General features: G+C 64.8%; 11 protein-coding genes. 6 read left to right on the top strand and 5 right to left on the bottom strand.

Annotation, left to right across the window (positions count from 1 at the left end):
• Nucleotides 1-23 precede the first annotated feature (23 nt).
• Entirely contained in the window at nt 24-1,079 is a 1,056-nt protein-coding gene (locus tag ACSFA3_RS12350; RefSeq protein WP_435505734.1) for an RluA family pseudouridine synthase, read from the bottom strand.
• A gap of 540 nt (nt 1,080-1,619) precedes the next feature.
• On the opposite strand from ACSFA3_RS12350, the gene ACSFA3_RS12345 reads away from it, so the two are divergent.
• From ACSFA3_RS12345 to ACSFA3_RS12320, 6 genes are all read left to right on the top strand, one after another.
• Nucleotides 1,620-5,054: an Rne/Rng family ribonuclease gene (locus tag ACSFA3_RS12345; RefSeq protein WP_435505733.1), complete on the top strand. Its 3,435-nt coding sequence runs from the start codon at nt 1,620-1,622 to the stop codon at nt 5,052-5,054.
• Between the two features lie 520 nt (nt 5,055-5,574).
• Nucleotides 5,575-6,213 (top strand): sugar transferase, encoded by a 639-nt coding sequence (locus ACSFA3_RS12340; protein ID WP_435505732.1) that lies wholly within the window; start codon nt 5,575-5,577, stop codon nt 6,211-6,213.
• Between the two features lie 54 nt (nt 6,214-6,267).
• Complete coding sequence (gene fcl, locus ACSFA3_RS12335) at nt 6,268-7,236, top strand: GDP-L-fucose synthase (protein WP_435505731.1); 969 nt, start codon at nt 6,268-6,270, stop codon at nt 7,234-7,236.
• Between the two features lie 99 nt (nt 7,237-7,335).
• Entirely contained in the window at nt 7,336-8,310 is a 975-nt protein-coding gene (locus ACSFA3_RS12330) for a hypothetical protein (protein ID WP_435505730.1), read from the top strand.
• The gene (locus ACSFA3_RS12325) at nt 8,307-9,737 is read left to right on the top strand and encodes an O-antigen ligase family protein (RefSeq protein ID WP_435505729.1); all 1,431 of its coding nucleotides are present in this window, start codon (nt 8,307-8,309) and stop codon (nt 9,735-9,737) included. The genes ACSFA3_RS12330 and ACSFA3_RS12325 overlap by 4 nt, the downstream gene beginning before the upstream one ends.
• Entirely contained in the window at nt 9,734-10,957 is a 1,224-nt protein-coding gene (locus tag ACSFA3_RS12320; RefSeq protein WP_435505728.1) for a glycosyltransferase WbuB, read from the top strand. The genes ACSFA3_RS12325 and ACSFA3_RS12320 overlap by 4 nt, the downstream gene beginning before the upstream one ends.
• A gap of 113 nt (nt 10,958-11,070) precedes the next feature.
• Here the strand turns inward: ACSFA3_RS12320 and ACSFA3_RS12315 are convergent, their stop codons facing one another.
• The 4 genes from ACSFA3_RS12315 to ACSFA3_RS12300 all read right to left on the bottom strand — a co-directional run bounded on the left by ACSFA3_RS12315 (nt 11,071) and on the right by ACSFA3_RS12300 (nt 16,994).
• The gene (locus tag ACSFA3_RS12315; protein WP_435505727.1) at nt 11,071-13,347 is read right to left on the bottom strand and encodes a polysaccharide biosynthesis tyrosine autokinase; all 2,277 of its coding nucleotides are present in this window, start codon (nt 13,345-13,347) and stop codon (nt 11,071-11,073) included.
• A 53-nt stretch (nt 13,348-13,400) separates the two neighbouring features.
• Complete coding sequence (locus ACSFA3_RS12310; RefSeq protein ID WP_435505726.1) at nt 13,401-14,516, bottom strand: polysaccharide biosynthesis/export family protein; 1,116 nt, start codon at nt 14,514-14,516, stop codon at nt 13,401-13,403.
• 193 nt (nt 14,517-14,709) lie between these two features.
• On the bottom strand, nt 14,710-16,014 hold the full coding sequence (locus ACSFA3_RS12305) for a heme biosynthesis HemY N-terminal domain-containing protein (protein ID WP_435505725.1): 1,305 nt from the start codon (nt 16,012-16,014) through the stop codon (nt 14,710-14,712).
• A complete protein-coding gene (locus ACSFA3_RS12300) occupies nt 16,014-16,994 on the bottom strand; it encodes a uroporphyrinogen-III C-methyltransferase (RefSeq protein WP_435506215.1) in 981 nt (326 codons plus the stop codon). Before ACSFA3_RS12300 ends, ACSFA3_RS12305 begins: the two co-directional genes overlap by 1 nt.
• Between the last annotated feature and the right edge of the window lie 98 nt (nt 16,995-17,092).

Below are 17,092 nucleotides of genomic sequence, written 5' to 3'. Positions count from 1 at the left end.
GTTCGGTCAGGTGGGCAAACGGGTCAGATGGACGTGGCGGAAATGGGCACCGGCAACGCGGCCATCGCGTCAAGCGCCGCGGGCGGCATCAGCGCGCGCAGTTCGGGCGCCAGTTCGGCTTGTAGCGCAATGCGCTTGCCGTTGCCGGGATGCGTGAACTGCAACCGCCAGGCGTGCAGGAACATCCGCTTGAGGCCGTGCTTCTGCAAACTCCGGTTGCGCTCGAAATCGCCGTATTTGTCGTCGCCGGCGATCGCATGGCCGGCGGACGACAGGTGGACGCGGATCTGGTGCGTGCGACCGGTCTTGATCGTCACCGCCAGCAGCGACATCGGCGCAGTCTCGCCCGGCAGCATTACCGTGGCCAGGACACGCACCAGAGTGACCGCATTCATCGCATCCGGATGATCCTTGGCGACGACCCGGACGCGACGCTCGCCTTCGGCCGCGCCATTGGCCGGCGGCAGCAGGTATTTCGCCAGCGGCACATCGAGCACTTTCTTGGCAGGCGGCCAGGCGCCTTCGACCAGCGCCAGGTATGTCTTGCCGGTTTCGCGCTCCCGGAACTGGGACTGCAGCGCCGTCAGAGCGCTGCGTTTGAGCGCCACCAGCAAGATTCCGGAAGTTTCGCGGTCCAGCCGATGCACCAGTTCGAGAAAACGGGCGCCGGGCCGCGCGCTGCGCAGCTGCTCGATCACGCCGAAGCTCACACCGCTGCCGCCATGAACGGCCACGCCGGCCGGCTTGTCGATGGCCAGCACGGATTCGTCTTCATATATGAGGGGGAACTCGCGCCCTGGGGCCGGCGGTGCGCCGCCCTCCTCCGAACGCGAGGCAACGCGGACCGGTGGCAGACGCAGCACGTCGCCGTTCTCGATCCGGGTTTCGGCCTGCGCACGGCCCTTGTTGATGCGCACCTCGCCGGAACGGATGATCCGGTAGACGTGCGTTTTCGGCACCCCTTTCAGATGGCGGAAAAGAAAGTTATCCAAACGTTGCCCGGCCGACTCTTCGTCGACCGTCACAAACCTGACTTCAGCGGCCGGGGCTTCCGGCTTCGCACCTATAATGTTTTTCACCAGCGCGTTTCTGTAAGTGCTTGATTAAGCAAGAAGTTTAGAGCACCACCGAAAACGCTGTGAGGTCGATGCCGCTTTGGCGCCAGCCCTGCAAACCCCGCGCTCATGCGCAAAGTGGCAGGAACGGCATCCAAGTCAAGCCGACGCCCACGAAACACCGTACGGAATACCCCAGCCGGCAGGCTAAAAGCTGCCGGCGGATCGAAGCGAGTTCACTTGTGTTGATGCTGCTGATTCAACTTTGCCCACGCTGGCTGACCTGGCATTCGCCAGCGAAGACAGCGCTTTTCGGCATCGATGTTGAATCCGATGCGGCGCGCGCCCCCCTGGCGCAACAGCAACACCCATTCGGGCTCGCACCCATCCACGCCCCCCCACCCTTGCTGCTGTTGAGCTGACGCTCGATATGGTCGCGCGCGTTCACGCGCCGTCCAAGGCAGCCGGGGCACCGCGGCAATTCCCTCGTTTCGCAGGCGTCGTCCGTGCATCGTTGGCCCGTCATGGGCCGGTTCGAACGCATATATATAAGGACAACGCACCATGAAGCGGATGTTGATCAACGCCACGCAGCCGGAAGAGCGCCGCCTGGCCATCGTCGACGGGCAGAAGCTCCTCGACTACGAAATCGAAATCGAAGGGCGCGAACAGCGCAAGGGCAATATCTACAAGGCCGTCGTGACGCGCGTGGAACCGTCGCTCGAAGCCTGCTTCGTCGACTACGGCGAAGACCGCCACGGCTTCCTGCCGTTCAAGGAAATCTCGAAGCAGTATTTCGCGGAAGGCGTTTCCGCCAGCCAGGCCCGGATTCAGGATGCGATCCGCGAAGGCCAGGAACTGGTCGTTCAGGTCGAGAAGGAAGAACGCGGCAACAAGGGCGCCGCGCTCACCACCTTCATCTCGCTGGCCGGCCGCTATGTCGTGCTGATGCCGAACAACCCGCGCGGCGGCGGTGTCTCGCGCCGCATCGAGGGCGAAGACCGCGCCGAACTCAAGGAGGCGATGGACCAGCTGGAATACCCGAAGGGCGCCAGCATCATCGCGCGCACCGCCGGCATCGGCCGTTCGGCGCCCGAACTCCAGTGGGACCTGAACTACCTGCTCAAGCTCTGGACCGCCATCGACGGCGCGGCCAAGGGCGCAAAGGGCGCTTTCCTGATCTATCAGGAATCCAGCCTGGTGATCCGCGCGATCCGTGACTATTTCAATCACGACATCGGCGACATCCTGATCGACACCGACGACATCTACGAGCAGGCGCAGCAGTTCATGGCGCACGTCATGCCCGAGCATGCTGCCCGCGTGAAGCGCTACCGCGACGACGCGGCGCTGTTCAGCCGCTTCCAGATCGAGCACCAGATCGAGTCGGCCTATGCGCGCACGGTGCAGCTGCCGAGCGGCGGCGCCATCGTCATCGACCATACCGAAGCGCTGGTTTCGGTCGACGTCAACTCGGCCCGCGCCATCAAGGGCGGCGACATCGAAGAAACCGCCACCCGCACCAACCTCGAAGCCGCCGACGAAGTGGCCCGCCAGATGCGCCTGCGCGACCTGGGCGGCCTGATCGTCATCGACTTCATCGACATGGACGAGTCGAAGAACCGCCGCGAAGTCGAAAGCCGCCTGCGCGACGCGCTGCGCCAGGACCGCGCTCGCGTGCAGTTCGGCGCGATCAGCAAGTTCGGCCTCATGGAAATGAGCCGTCAGCGCCTGAAGCCGGCGCTGAGCGAAGGCTCTTCGATCCCGTGCCCGCGTTGCGGCGGTTCCGGCCACATCCGCGATACCGAATCCAGTGCGCTGCAGATCCTGCGCATCATTCAGGAAGAGTGCCTGAAGGACAACACGGCTGCCGTTCATGTCCAGGTGCCGGTCGAAGTCGCATCTTTCCTGCTGAACGAAAAGCGTCCCGAGATCGCCAAGATCGAACTCAAGCAGCGCGTGACCGTGCTGATGGTGCCGAACAAGACGCTCGAAACGCCGAATTACCGGCTCGAGCGGCTGAAGCACGACGATCCGCGACTCGACCATATCGAAGCCAGCTACAAGATGGCCGAGGAAATCGAAGATCCGACCTCCGTCACGCGCCGCTCGCAGGAGCCGACCAACAAGCAGACGCCAGTGATCAAGGGTGTGCTGCCCGACGCGCCGGCACCGATGGCCGTGCCGCGCCCCGAATCGGTGCGCAACTCATCCGCTGCCTCGCCGGCAACGCAACAGGTCGCTCCGGCCAAGGCTTCGACGCCGACGCCCACGCTGCCGCGCGCCGTGCCGACACCGGTCGCTGCACCGGCGCCTGCGCCAGCTCCGGCCGAAGTCAGCTTCTTCGACAAGATCAAGAGCTTCTTCGGCTTCGGCCCGGAGCCGGTCCCGACGCCTGCATCGGCACCGATGCCATCGGCAATTCCGGTCGAAGCACCGAAGCCGACGCGCCGCGATGGCGGACGTGAAGGCGGTCGTGAAGGCGGACGTGAAGGCGGCAGGGACGGCGGACGCGATGGCAGCCGTTCAGGCGGTGGCCGCGACGGCGAGGCACGCGGCCCGCGCGACGGCGAAGCGCGCCGAGGTCGCGGTGGTGAAGGACGCGGCGGCGAAGGCCGTGGCGGCAGGGACGGCGAACGCCGCAATGGCCGCGGTGGCGAAGGACGCGGCGAAGGTCGTGGCGGCCGAGACGGCGAGCGTCGCGAAACCACCGAAGCCCGCAGCGAGATCCGTACCGAGATCCAGACCGGCGAAGTGCGCGAACCACGTGAGCCGCGCGAGCCACGTGAATCACGCGAAGTTCGCGAGCCGCGCGAGCCGCGTGAAGCGCGCGCACCCCGCGACGGTGAACGCCGTGGCGGTCGCGGTCCCCGCCGCGACGGCGAGGCGCGCCTCGCATCGACCGACCCGATCGAAAACGGCGCTGACGCCGAATCGATTGCCGCACCGATCGCATCCACCGACGAAGCCGCAGCCGGAACCATGACCGACCGCGCCCCGCGGGGCCGTGGTCGCGAGCGTGGTGAGCGCACGGAACGAGGCGAGCCGCGCGAAGTTCGTGAGCCGCGCGAACCCCGCATGGACCGTGTCGAAGGCGAGCGCATCGAAGAGCAGCGCACCGAACGAGCTCCCCGCGGCGACCGCAACGACGGGCGTCGCGAGCGTCGCAACGACGGCACATCGCGCAGCGAGTCGGCGGTGGAAGTCGGCGTTGGCGCCATGGCTGCTTCTGCCGTCGCCCTTTCGACCGATGAAGTGACGGCAGCGGCAGTGCCGACGCTGGACACCGCTCAAGGCAACGATGTCGGCGGTGTTGTCGGCGGCGGTGTCGTTGAAGGCGAGCAGGCACCACGTCGCGAAGGCGATGAGCGCCGCGGTCGTTCCCGCGACAGGTATGGCCGCGACCGGCGCGAACGTGCACCACGCGAGGGCGCCGAAGCCGGCGTGTCGGGTGGGATCGCAGAACAGGGCGTTCAAGGCGATCTTGCGCAACAACCGGTAAATGCGGCATCGACGGCGACGGCAGATGTCCAGCCCCTGGTTGCAGCCGCAGCGCCGATCTCGTCGCTGCCTGCACCTGCACCGTTCTCGGGCGAACGTGTTTCGACGCCGGCCGCCGCACCTGAAGCGGTGAAGGCGCCTGCGGCTCCCGCGCCAGTCCCTGCTCCAGCCCCGGCCACGGCCTCGGTCGCGGCAACTGTGCCGGCTTCCACCGAAAGCACGATGCCGAAGGTGCAACCGTTCGAGCTCCCGCTCGCAGCGCTGGCGCAGATCGCAGAAGGCTCGGGGCTTCACTGGGTGAACTCCGACGCCGACCGCGTTGCCCAGGTCACTGCTTCGATCGCCGCCGAACCGAAGCCGGTCCATGTGCCGCGCGAGCGTCCGTCGGCTGTCGTCATCGAGGAAGGACCATTGGTACTGGTCGAAACCCGCCGCAACCTTGCAAGCACGGTCTTGCCGTTCGAGCGCACAGCCGAGACGGACAGCATCACGCGCTGATCCGCCCTTCGAACGAACGCCCGGTGTGCCGCTTCGCAGCGGCACACCGGGCGTTTTTCATTTGCAAGGGAGAAAACCCTTAAGAGCCCTCCGCGCAACAGCGAACGTGCCAAACGGGGCACATGAGTCTTCGTCCTACATTGCCGCGATCAGTACTAGGCAATAACCCGTAATCCAATAGACCACAGTTTCGTTTTACCACTCACAACCAGATCCTTAAGTTCTCATTCCACTGCGAATTCATTACAGAATTAGCTAGAATGGTGCAGTGCACAATCGATCGATACGTGTGAAAAATCACGAGGCGCACGCCAGACAAAAAGAACTACGGCTTTTGACGCGGGACAAAGTAGAACCATTGTGTTCAAATTCTTTCTCTTAGTAGTAAAGCGTTACACTGCCGCGCTGTAAGGCAGGCCCTCCAAGGGGAATACTGATGTTTCGTCCTGATTCGACCGCTCAAGCAAATTTGATTCGCCACCGTCCTTCTGGCAACGGAGACTCGTCTCCCGCGCAAAGCTTGGCCCAACCGCGCGAGCACACGTTGCTCGAACGTGCGAGCAAGCGTGCGCTCGATATCGTCGGCGCTCTGGTTTTCTTCGCGTTGCTCGGGCCGATCTATGTCGCGATCGCACTTTGCGTGCAGATCAGCATGGGCCGTCCCGTGCACTACTGGCAGACACGTCTGGGCGTCGACGGCCAGAAGTTTAGGTTCTACAAGTTTCGTTCGATGGTCCGCAATTCGGACGCGATCCTCGAAGAGCATCTGAAGAAGGACGAAGACGCGCGCAAGCAGTGGGACACCTTCCAGAAGCTGGAACAGGACCCACGCATCACGCCGTTCGGCAAGGTCATCCGCAAGCTGAGCCTCGACGAACTCCCGCAGTTCTGGAATGTGCTCACCGGCGACATGAGCCTGGTCGGTCCTCGCCCCTGCATGGAACGCCAGCGCAGCCTGTACGGCAAGCACTGGGGTCACTACTGCGCAGTGCGTCCGGGTATCACCGGCCTATGGCAAGTAAGCGGTCGTAACCGTTTGTCTTATGCTCAGCGTGTCGAGCTCGATGCGGAGTATGTGAACAATTGGTCGTTGTGGCTCGACATCAAGATCCTGGCCAAGACCGTCAGTGCCGTGATTTCCGGCGACGGATCGCGCTGAACACCTTCCGGTGAGCAGGCCGCCAGGCCCAACGAAGACCCGATCGATCCAAAAATGACTGAGTTTCAAAAGCGCATCTATGTCGCCGGCCATCGCGGCATGGTCGGTAGTGCCATCGTTCGCAACCTGACCGAACAGGGCAAGGCGCGCGTCATCACCCGCACACGCGCCGAACTCGACCTGACGGACCAGTCCGCCGTACGGCGTTTCTTCGCGGTTGAAAAGCCGGACGAGGTGTATCTGGCTGCAGCCAAGGTCGGCGGCATCCATGCCAACAACACGTTCCCGGCCGAGTTTCTCTACGAGAACCTGATGCTGGAAGCCAATCTGATTCATGAAGCGTGGCGCAGCGGCGTAGGCAAGCTGCTGTTTCTCGGCTCGAGCTGCATCTATCCGCGCATGGCGCCACAGCCGATGGCAGAAGATGCATTGCTTACCGGCAAGCTGGAGCCCACCAACGAGCCGTATGCGATCGCCAAGATTGCCGGCATCAAGCTGTGCGAAAGCTACAACCGCCAGCACGGTACCGACTTCCGCAGCGTGATGCCGACCAACCTCTACGGTCCCGGCGACAACTACCATCCTGAAAACAGCCATGTCCTGCCCGCGCTGATTCGTCGCTTCCACGAAGCGCACGAGGCCAAGGCACCGACCGTTGTGATCTGGGGCACGGGTACGCCCAAGCGCGAATTCCTGTATGTCGACGACATGGCCGAAGCCTGCGTGCATGTGATGAACCTGCCGCACGACACCTACGCCGCCTCGACGCAGTCCATGAACAGTCACATCAATGTCGGCAGCGGCGAGGATCTGTCGATCCTCGAACTGGCGCATCTGGTGAGCGAAGTCGTCGGCTACAAGGGCGAGATCCGCTGCGATGCGGACAAGCCGGACGGCGCGCCGCGCAAGCTGCTCGACATCTCGCGGATCCGCGAACTGGGTTGGGCGCCGCAGGTGGCGTTGCGTACGGGCATCGAGCGTGCCTATCGCGACTTCCGGTCGCATCCGGTCGCGTCGCGCTGACCGGCTGTTGCGAGACGATCGCGCATGGCTGGTCCATCCCCCCTTTCCTCACGTCTCTCCTCCTCACAGTCAGCAATCAACGCACCGTCGTCGATTTCCGTGATACCGCCCGGACCGGGCGGTGTCTACGACTTCGCGGTGAAGCTGGCTGACAGGCTTCAGGCGCCGGTCACCGAACTTTCGCGAACCACCGACACGTCCGGCTGGTCGGGCGACCTGATGCTGCTGCACTTCAGCGGCTACGGTTTCCAGAAACGCGGCGTGCCGCTCTGGCTCAACAACGAAATCCGTTCCTTGCGGAAGCGCTTTCGCGTCTTCGGCGTGATCTTTCACGAGCTCTATGCCTCGGGGCCGCCGTGGGGTTCCGCCTTCTGGCTGAGCGGCATGCAGCGCCGGATCGCCCACGAGTTGCTGCTCCAGGCGGATTTCTGGTTCACCAACCGCGAAGGCGCAGCCGAGTGGCTGAGCAAGAACGCGCCTTCGGCACCCAACGCGACGATGCCGGTGTTCTCCAACGTCGGCGAACCGGCCTCGATCGATGCCGACGGTCGAAACCCGACCCGCGAACGCACGATGGTGGTGTTCGGCAGCAATGCGATGCGCGTGCAGGTCTACGACTGGAACGACGGCGAGATCTTCAAGGTCGCGCAACGCGAAGGGCTTCGTATCCACGACATCGGACCGACGATCCAGGATGCGGCCATGTCGCAGCGCATGGCTCGCGAAGGTGTCGTGGTTCAGGGCCGCCTGCCCGCGGAGCAGGTCAGTTCGGCTTTGCTGAAGGCCGAATACGGCGCGCTGGTGTATCCGCCGGACTATGCGGCCAAGAGCGGAATCTTCGCCGCCTACGCCGCGCACGGTGTTTGCCCGGTCATGTTGTGGAAAAACGGCACCCCGCGTGATGGATTTCAGCCTGGAACGAACTACTTGGATGGCTTTGAAGCGCTGGCGGGTGGAAAATCTAAACTTAACGCACGATCCATCGGCCGCGCCGCACGACAGTGGTATGAGCCGCATTCGATCGATGCCCAGGTCGCCGCGCTGAAGAAACTGAGTACAGAGACACGCCCATGAACACCACCACCGGTCAAGCGCCATACGGCCCGCCTTCGCGGTGGCAGCAACCCGGTGCGTCGGACAGCGAAAAGAAGCTCTCCAAGTCCCCGAAGTCGGCAAAGGCTGCCGCGGGCAGTCAGGCGGCGGCGAAGCCGCGGCTCAGCTGGCCTGGCTATGCATTCATCCTGGTGTTTCTGGTCGTCGTGTTCGAAGGCGCCATCCGGAAATGGGTGACGCCGGCATCCACCGTCCCCTTGATCCTGCTGCGCGACCTTGCGGCACTCGGCTTGATCTTCTACGCCTGGAAGTGCGGAAACCTGGGTCGTTTCGGCAAGGTGACCGCCGTGATGACCGGCTGGAGCTGTCTGGTGATCGCCTGGGCGCTGTTCCAGGTCGTGGCGGGTCAGAGTTCGCCCGTCGTGCTGGCCATCGGCCTCCGCTTCTGGCTGCTCTACATCTGGTTCGCCATCGCCGCCGCGGCCACCCTCACCGAGCACGACTACCGCGTCGCGATTCGTGTCGCGATCGTTTCGCTGCTATTTATGGCGCCGCTCGCCGTGCTGCAGTACTACTCTCCCCAAGGTGCCACCATCAACCGTCAGCTGGACGGCGACGAGGACCTGGTCTTCGTGGTGGTCGCAGGCGTGGTGCGCACGACCGGTACCTTCAGCTTCACCTCCGGCTACGCGACTTTCGTGACGCTGGTGTCGCCGCTGGTGTTCGCGTTGCTGGGTGCGCGCAAGCGCAGCCGCATGAACTGGATCTTCGCTCTGGCAGGCTTCGGCGGCTTCATGATCGCCAGCGTGATCAGCGGATCACGAACTGCCGTCCTGTCCGCCGGCATGATGCTCGGCGCCTACCTGATCGGCCGGCTGGTGTTCTCGAAGAACCGCGACAAGCCCAAGGCGCTCATCGCCGTGCTGATGATGATGTTGATGGCCTCCGTGCTGGTCTTCGTGCTTTCCGATGCCGTCACGGTCACGCAGCAGCGTTTCGAGGACGCGGCCGGCGGCGAGAACTTCTGGATGCGCCTGTTGGCGATCTTCGTCGGCGAACCCACGGTCTACAACAACATCACATGGCTGGGCCAGGGCCTCGGCGCCGGCTCCAACCTCGCGACTTCGCTGCGCCCCGGTGCCGCGAACTTCGGACTCGCCGAATCCGAAGCCGGCCGGATACTGCTCGAAGGCGGACTCCTGGGCTATGCGTTCATCGCACTCAAGGTCGCCGTCCTGTTCGTCGCGTTCTTCAAGTGCTGGTTTCTTGCGCGCAGGCGCAATTCGCCGTACCCCCTGCTCATGTGGCTGACGTTGCTCCTCGGCATCATGACCTGGCCTGCTATCGGCCAGCTCAGCGCCAACGCGCTTCTCGGACTGCTGATGAGCTTCTTCTTCCTGATGTTCCGGCATTCGTCGGGCGACTTCTTCCCTGCACGCGCTCGATGAAACTGCTGGTCTACGGTATAAATTTCGCACCGGAACTGACCGGCATCGGCAAGTACTCAGGAGAAATGGTCGCATGGCTCGCGGCGCGCGGACACGAAGTCCGCGTGATCACGGCGCCGCCCTACTATCCGGAATGGAAAGTTCGCGACGGCTACAGCAGCAGCCGTTACGTGCGGGAAACCTGGAACGGCGCCGAGATCTTCCGGACTCCGCTATGGGTCCCCGCGAAGGTCAGCGGCCTGCGCCGCATCGTCCACCTGGCCAGCTTCGCCGCCGCCAGCATCCCGACGCTGATTGCACAATGGCGCTGGAAACCGGACGTCGTCTGGATGACCGAACCGCCGCTGTTCTGCGCGCCCGCTGCCTTGGCCTTCGCCGGCTTGCGTTCGAGCAAGGCCTGGCTTCACATCCAGGATTACGAGGTCGACGCGGCTTTCGAGCTCGGACTGCTCAAAGGCCCGCGGCTGCGCGGTTTCGTCACCTCGATCGAACGCGCGCTCCTGCGGCGTTTCGACCGGGTCTCCACCATTTCCCAGCGCATGCTCGATCGCGCGGCCAGCAAGGGCGTCATGCCGTCTCGGCTGCTGTCGTTCACCAACTGGGCCGACGTCGACGCGATCCGTCCGTTGACGGCGCCGAGCCCAATGCGCGCCGAACTCGGCATCGCCGACGATGCGGTCGTGGCGCTCTACTCCGGCAACATGGGCGGCAAGCAGGGACTCGAACTGCTGGCCGAGATGGCCGTGATGCTGCGCGACGAGCCGAACATCGCTTTCGTCTTCTGCGGCGGCGGCTCGGGTCGGGCTGATCTGATGGCACGCTGCGCCAACCTGCGCAATGTCCGTTTCATCGACCTGCAGCCGGTCGAGCGCCTGGGCGACCTGCTCGGCATGGCCGACGTCCATCTGTTGCCGCAACGCGCCGATGCGGCCGATCTGGTGATGCCTTCGAAGCTCATCGGCATGCTCAGCAGCGGCCGGCCGGTGCTGGCAGGCGCGCGACCCGAGACCGAACTGGGGCAGGTGGTCGCCACTTGCGGTGCAGTGGTGCCGCCCGAAGATGCGCGCGCCTTCGCCGACGTCCTGTTGTCGCTGGCTTCGCAGCCCGAACTGCGGCGCGAACTGGGACGGAAGGCCCGCGAAGTGGCGGAAACCGTCTTCGCTCGCGATGCCGTGCTGGGCCGCTTCGAGCGGGACCTGCAGGCCTGCATCGTCGGATAGATCACAGCCTCCAGAGAACGCAGAAGCAAAAACGGCGGCAGACTTTCGAGTCTGCCGCCGTTTTTTCATTGAGCTTCTCAATGAAGAAGGCCGCTTTTCAGCGGCCTTTTCGATCACTGCTCGTCCGGCAGGATGCTCTCGTAGTTGTACTTAGTGTAGCGATAGCGGCCGTACTTGTGCGCTGCGTAGGCTCGGCGGTCCAGCTTCATGCCGTTCAGCAGCACGCCGGTGGCGACCTTGCCGCCCAGCGACAGGCGTCGGGTACTCTCCTTGAGCTCGCCCATAGTCGACTGGTCGGCGCGGGCTACCATCAGGACGGTGCCTGCATGTGCTGCGACCGTTGCCGCATCGGCCGCCACGAGCACCGGCGGCGCGTCGATCACGACCAGGTCGTACTGACCCGACAGCGATTCGAGCATGCTGGTGAAAGAAGCCGACACGAGCAGTTCCGACGGATTGGGCGGCAGTTGGCCGGTCGCCAGGAAGTCGAGGTTCGGCACGACCTGGCGATGCACGGTCTGCTGGACCGTCAGGCTGCCTGCGATCAGTTCCGACAGGCCGCCGTGGCGCTGCAGTCCGAAGTACTGGTGCGCATGGCCCCGACGCATGTCGGCGTCGATCAGCAGCGTGCGCTTGCCCGCGGCTGCCATCAGCGCCGCGAAATTGGCGGTCACGAAGCTCTTGCCAACGCCCGGTGTGGCACCGGTGATCAGCACGCGGTTGTTCGGCGATTCGAGCATCGCGAACTGCATCGCGGTGCGGAGGCTTCGCAGGCTTTCGACAGCCGGATCATCCGGATGCTCGATGGCCAGCAGACGCACGCCGGTGGCACCCGTCAGGCGACGCTTTGCAATCGTTTCCTGCGCATCGCTTACCGGAATGGTGGAGAACACCGGCAAACCGCCGTTGGCCTCGACCTCGTGCGGATCGCGGATACGCTGCTCGACGAACGAGTTGCGGATGAAAGCCGTGATCAGGCCGAGGAACAGGCCCAGCGCCAGCGATGCACCAATGATCGTCTTGCGGTTCGGCTTGACCGGAATCTCCGGCACGGAAGCGTCGTCGAGCACGCGGACGTTGCCGACCTTGCCCTCCTTGACCAGACGCAGCTGCAGCGCGTTGTTGAGCAGGGACTGATAGAGCTCGGTGTTGACCTTGACATCGCGTTCCAGGCGGACGGCTTCCTGCTGGACAGCCGGCAGCGCCTTGATGCGACCCTGGATACCGCCGATATCGCGCTGGAGAGCGGAGATCTGGGCGTCCAGCGTCTGCACCGTCGGATGGTTCGCGGTGAAGCGGGCCTCGAGTTCTCGGCGTTTCTGCTGCGCCTCGAGCAACTTGCTCTGGCGGTCGACCGATTCGTTCAGGGCCAGGTTGGCTTCTTCGTTGAAGGCGACGGTGGCGTTGCGGTTGCGGAAGCGGCTGTAGGCCTCTTCGGACGCTTCGAGCTGCGTCTTGAACTGCGGAAGCTGCACGTCGAGGAACGACAGCGTCTTCTGCGCTTCGGCGGACTTGCGCTCGAGGTTCTGGCGCACGTACTGGGCGCCGACGGCGTTGACGACGCGGGTGATGCGGTACGGATCGGTGCCCTGGATCGAGGCGCTGATGATGCCGGACTGCTTGCCGCGCTCGATCAGGGTCAGGTTTTCCTGGACCGCGCTGATCGTCTTCGCCTTGGACTGGCGAACCATGTCGAATTCCGCACCGGCCTTGCCGGCGAGCTGGCTCACCGTCAGTTCGATCGGGCCTTCGGCGGTTTCGGCCTTGAGCGGCGTGCCCACGGTGCCGTTGAGCGTGGCGGCGAGCTTCGGATGCGTCACCGTGTACTGGCCGCCGCCCTTGGCGGTCAGCAGGAACTGCGTGCCTTCCAGCACTTCGGGCACGTTGAATTCCGAGACAGAGATGCGCTCGGTGCCCGACACATAGCCGTCCATGCCGAGGAAGCCGGGTTCCGACAGGCCTTCGGAGCGACGTGCCATCCAGCCGCCGATGTACGGGATGTAGCGCGGGGTGGCCGTGATGTAGAGCTTGGTCGCGTCGACCGCCGGTGCAACGACCATCCGCGAACGGATCAGTTCGATCTCGGCGGTGGTCGGCGTACGGATGTCGAACAGCCCTGCAGCTTCGTTGACGCCGCCCTTGGCACCGTTGTTGTTCGCGATCTCCTCGACCTGGACCACGACCGTCGATTCGTAGACGGGCCGTTCCAGCAGGGCGTACGCGGTGCCCAGCGCCAGCACCACCAGGGTGATGATGGCGATGAGCCACTTGTGCGCCGCCAGCACGTCGAGGTAGTGACCGAAGTCGATATCGCCTTCGACCTCTTCGTTGGCGTTGGGCGGCTGGGCCGCTGCAGCAGGGCCCAAGGTGGAATTGAAGGTGGAGTTCATTGGCTCAATACTCGTGATGTGCGACGGGCCAGGTGCTCGAAGGACGCTGCATGTCAGTTCCTCGAAATATCACGCAAGGTGTTCGCAGTGGCCGCGGACGGCAGGACCAGATTGATCACGCGGTTCCACAGCACCAGCGGGACGGCATCGACGTAGACCACGTCCCTGGCCTTGAGCGGGAAGCTGTCGGCCAATGCCAGAGCGGTCGGCGTGCGGGCGTCGAGATGGAAGATCGCCTGACCCGTCGGTTCGTTGCGGATCACGAAGATCTGGCGCGGATTGGCGAGGTTGAGGTTGACGCCGCCGACTTCGGACAGCGCTTCGTTCAGGCTCAGGCGACCGTTGCGCATCAGGATCGTGCCCTGCACCATCACTTCGCCCATCACGGAGACTTTTCTCTCGGCGCTGCTGCGCGCAATGATCAGGTCGCCGTTCTTCAGCGGGATCCGGGTCGGATCGATACCGGCGTCGGTCAGCGCGACGAGGTCGAGCGGAATCGTCTTGCCGGCGCGCGTCAGGGTCACGAAGGAGCGGTCGCCGGTGACGGCAAGACCACCCGAACGGCTGAGCGCTTCGGCCAGCGTCATCGGAATGTCGGTGAAAACCAGCAGACCCGGCAGCTTGACCTCTCCTTCGATGTAGGCGCGCTTGCTGCGGAAAGCCGTGACGCGGACGCTGATCTGCGGATTCTTGAAGACCCGTGCCAGACGCTGGACCAGCGAGTCCTCGAGCTGCTGCACCGTCATGCCGGAAGCCTGGATCGGGCCTGCATACGGGAAAGTCAGCTGTCCGGTGTTCGAGACGATGAAACCCGGTGCCGGCGAGACGCTGGCCGGATCGGCCACCGTGGTCGCGGGCGTCGCGCTGAACGCGATTTCGGGATGGTCGTACACCACGATGCCGACGACGTCGCCCGGTCCGATGCGATAAGGCTCGGGCTCGCCGACCAGCGCCATCACCTGCGGGCTGATGGCGGCCGGCGTAGCGAGACGCTGGGCCTGGATCAGCGCGGGCGTGATTTCAGTCAGCGCGCCGGCGGGCGGCGCGTCGACTGTCGCCGACGAGAAACCGGACGGCGATACGGCGATGGCCGCATCGCTTCTGGCCGAACTGAAGCCCGGGGCGAGCGGCGCACAGCCCTGAACGAGCAACCCAACGGTTGCGAACATGACTGCGTGTAATGAAAAACTTTTCAAATCTGACTCCGAAATCACCAAAATGAATACTTTTGGAAACAGGTGGGACTTTACCCGACGCTGTGTAGATTGTTCAATTTGTTTCTGGTTGTATATCGACTAGCCGATGAAAAGCAGTGTACAAGCCAAAAAAATCACAACTTGTTGCACTGCGCCCCAGAAACTGTCACGTAATTTCCACTTGGGCAGCACGACGCCAGGCCGTTGTGGCCTGCATCGTGTCTTCCCTCTGCTCGGCAAGTGTTGCCAACGCCAGCCAGGCACGGCGCTGCAGGTAGGGGTCCTGGAGCCCCTGTACAGCCTGCGACAACAGCTGCTGGGCCTTGCCCCACAGCTGCCGCTTCATGCAGGCCATGCCGGCCAGGTACTGGAGATTGGGATCGCGCGGGTCGTTGCGCTGCGCAGCCTCGATGCGCGCCAGCCAGTCCGCGTCGACGGACTCGAGCCCCGCTTCCAGGGCGCGCACCAGTTTGATGCTGAGCGCGCCGCCGAGACCCAGGTCGCGATCATGGCGCTCGCTCCGTTCGTTCCGGGTCATGCGCTCCCAGGCCGGTAGCAGCCAGCCGCGTGCGACGGCGAGATCGCCGCCCATGTTCGCGATACATTGGGCGCCGTGGATCGCGACCTCCGGCATCGCTCGCTCGGCAGGTTCGAGGTCTGCCCAGGCACGGATCAGCTGCGCCGCATCGTGCGCCCCGTTGAGCAGCTCAGTGGCCAGGCCGCGGATGATGCTTTGCGCGGCGACCTCGGAGAACGCACGGTGCTTGGCCAGCAGACGTGCGGTCTGCAGGGCTTCGAGCGTGCGGCGATCCTGGCGCGCTGCCCGCAGATGAAGCCTGAGGGCCAGCGTGCGCCGCTGCACGCCCTGGGGCAACTCTTCCAGGCGGGCCAGCGCGGCGGATGCGTCCTGGTCTTCCAGCGCCCAGTGCGCCGAACGCAGCTGTATGCCTTCGCGCGTTTCCGGGCCGGGCGCACCGCTACCCGTTCCTTCGTTGAGCGCTTGCTGCAGATGGGCGTCGCGCGCCGCATGGTCCTGCAGGGCCTGCGCGCTTTCGGCCGCCAGGAGGTGGGAAAGCATCCGTACCTGCACAGCCTGCGGCAACACGACATCGAGCGCGGCCAGCGTCTTTTCCTGCGCCAGTGCGGCCAGTGCGGATTTGCGTGCCCGGGAGAAACGCCCGGCCAGCAGTTGCGCCAACGCATCGAGCAGCGCGGCATGAAGCGCCCGCTCCTTCTGCTGCACACGCCACTGTCGCGCCTGGCTAGGCAACGAGAACAACGCCGACAAACCGCGCAACGCGAAGTGCATCAGCACGAACGCGCCCGCGATCAGCAGCAGCACCAGGTTCAGCGAGAGGTCGATGCGGTACGGCGCCCAGTAGACGGTGATGGTGCCGGGGTTGTCGCCCGCGAACAAGGCCACCGCGGAGGCGATCCCGAACAGCGCCAGGAACCAGAGTGCAGCGCGCATCAGCGGCCGGCTGCGGCCGTCGCCAGCGCTGCAAGGGTGTCGTCGATGCGCGGCGCTTCGGTCGTCTTGACCTGCAACTGCAATTGCTGGAGCAACGTTGCGGCAGCCTGCACACGTCGCGACGACGGATCGAAGTAGCGGTTGAGCGCCACCGAAACGGCGCTCAGCTCGGAGCGCGCGGCTTCGACCTGACGCGACAGCAAGGCCGCGCGCGTGCTCAGCAGCTTCAGCTTGAGGTTCTCGCGCAGGAAAAAGGTCTGGTCTGGCGCCAGCAGCACCGCCTCCGGACGCTCGACACGCCCGACACGCACCAGCGAACGCGCCTCGGCACGGACCGCCGCCAGCACGCGCTGCCACATCGGCGCATCGGCGGGCAGGGGCTCGGCCTGCAGCGGATCGCCGCCGCCGCCACGCACCGAGAGCGCGTTCACGGTCGGCAGTTCGTCGACGCCGCGCATCAGTTCGTCGATACGGCGGAGCGCATCGCTGCCGTCGCCGCTCGCATTGGCCCGCAGACGATCGGCGTCGCGCTGGACCGCGCGCTGCAGCGGCGCCAGGCGCGGCTGCGCGGCGCGGGTGATCCGCAGGTCGGCGGCGCGCAAGGCGGCCAGCAGCGGCTCGATGTTGCCGGTCGCCTGCGCCTGCTGGAGCGCCAGGCGCAGGGCCGACTCCATGTCAACCACCAGGTTTTCATCGCGCGAGCGCGACAGGCTCTGCATCAGCTCCTCGAGCTGCGAGCGCTGCAGCGCAACCTCGGCCACGCGACTTTCGGCCAGCGTCAGGCGTGCCGCGGTGTCGCGTACGGTGTCGTTGGCCTGGCGCGCCAGCGTGCGGGCTTCGAGGGATTGCGCCAGAGAATCGGCACTCTGGCGTGCCAGCTGCTCCTGCATGCCGCTGACCTTCTGCCAGAGCACCATGCCGATCACCAGCGCGACCAGCGCCAGGATCGCCAGCAGCCCCATCGCGATGCGCGTAAGCATGACCGCACCGATCTCGTGCCGCGCCGTCGCCGAAGCCGTCAGCGCGGCCGGTATCGAAACGCGTGCGAGGCCGTCCGGCAAGGCTTCGTCGGGGATCG

This window comes from Variovorax glucosi (assembly GCF_051216695.1).
Taxonomy (GTDB): Bacteria; Pseudomonadota; Gammaproteobacteria; order Burkholderiales; family Burkholderiaceae_C; genus Variovorax.
The sequence above is the reverse complement of the archived record's forward strand: the minus strand, read 5'-3'. Positions and strand labels throughout refer to the sequence as shown.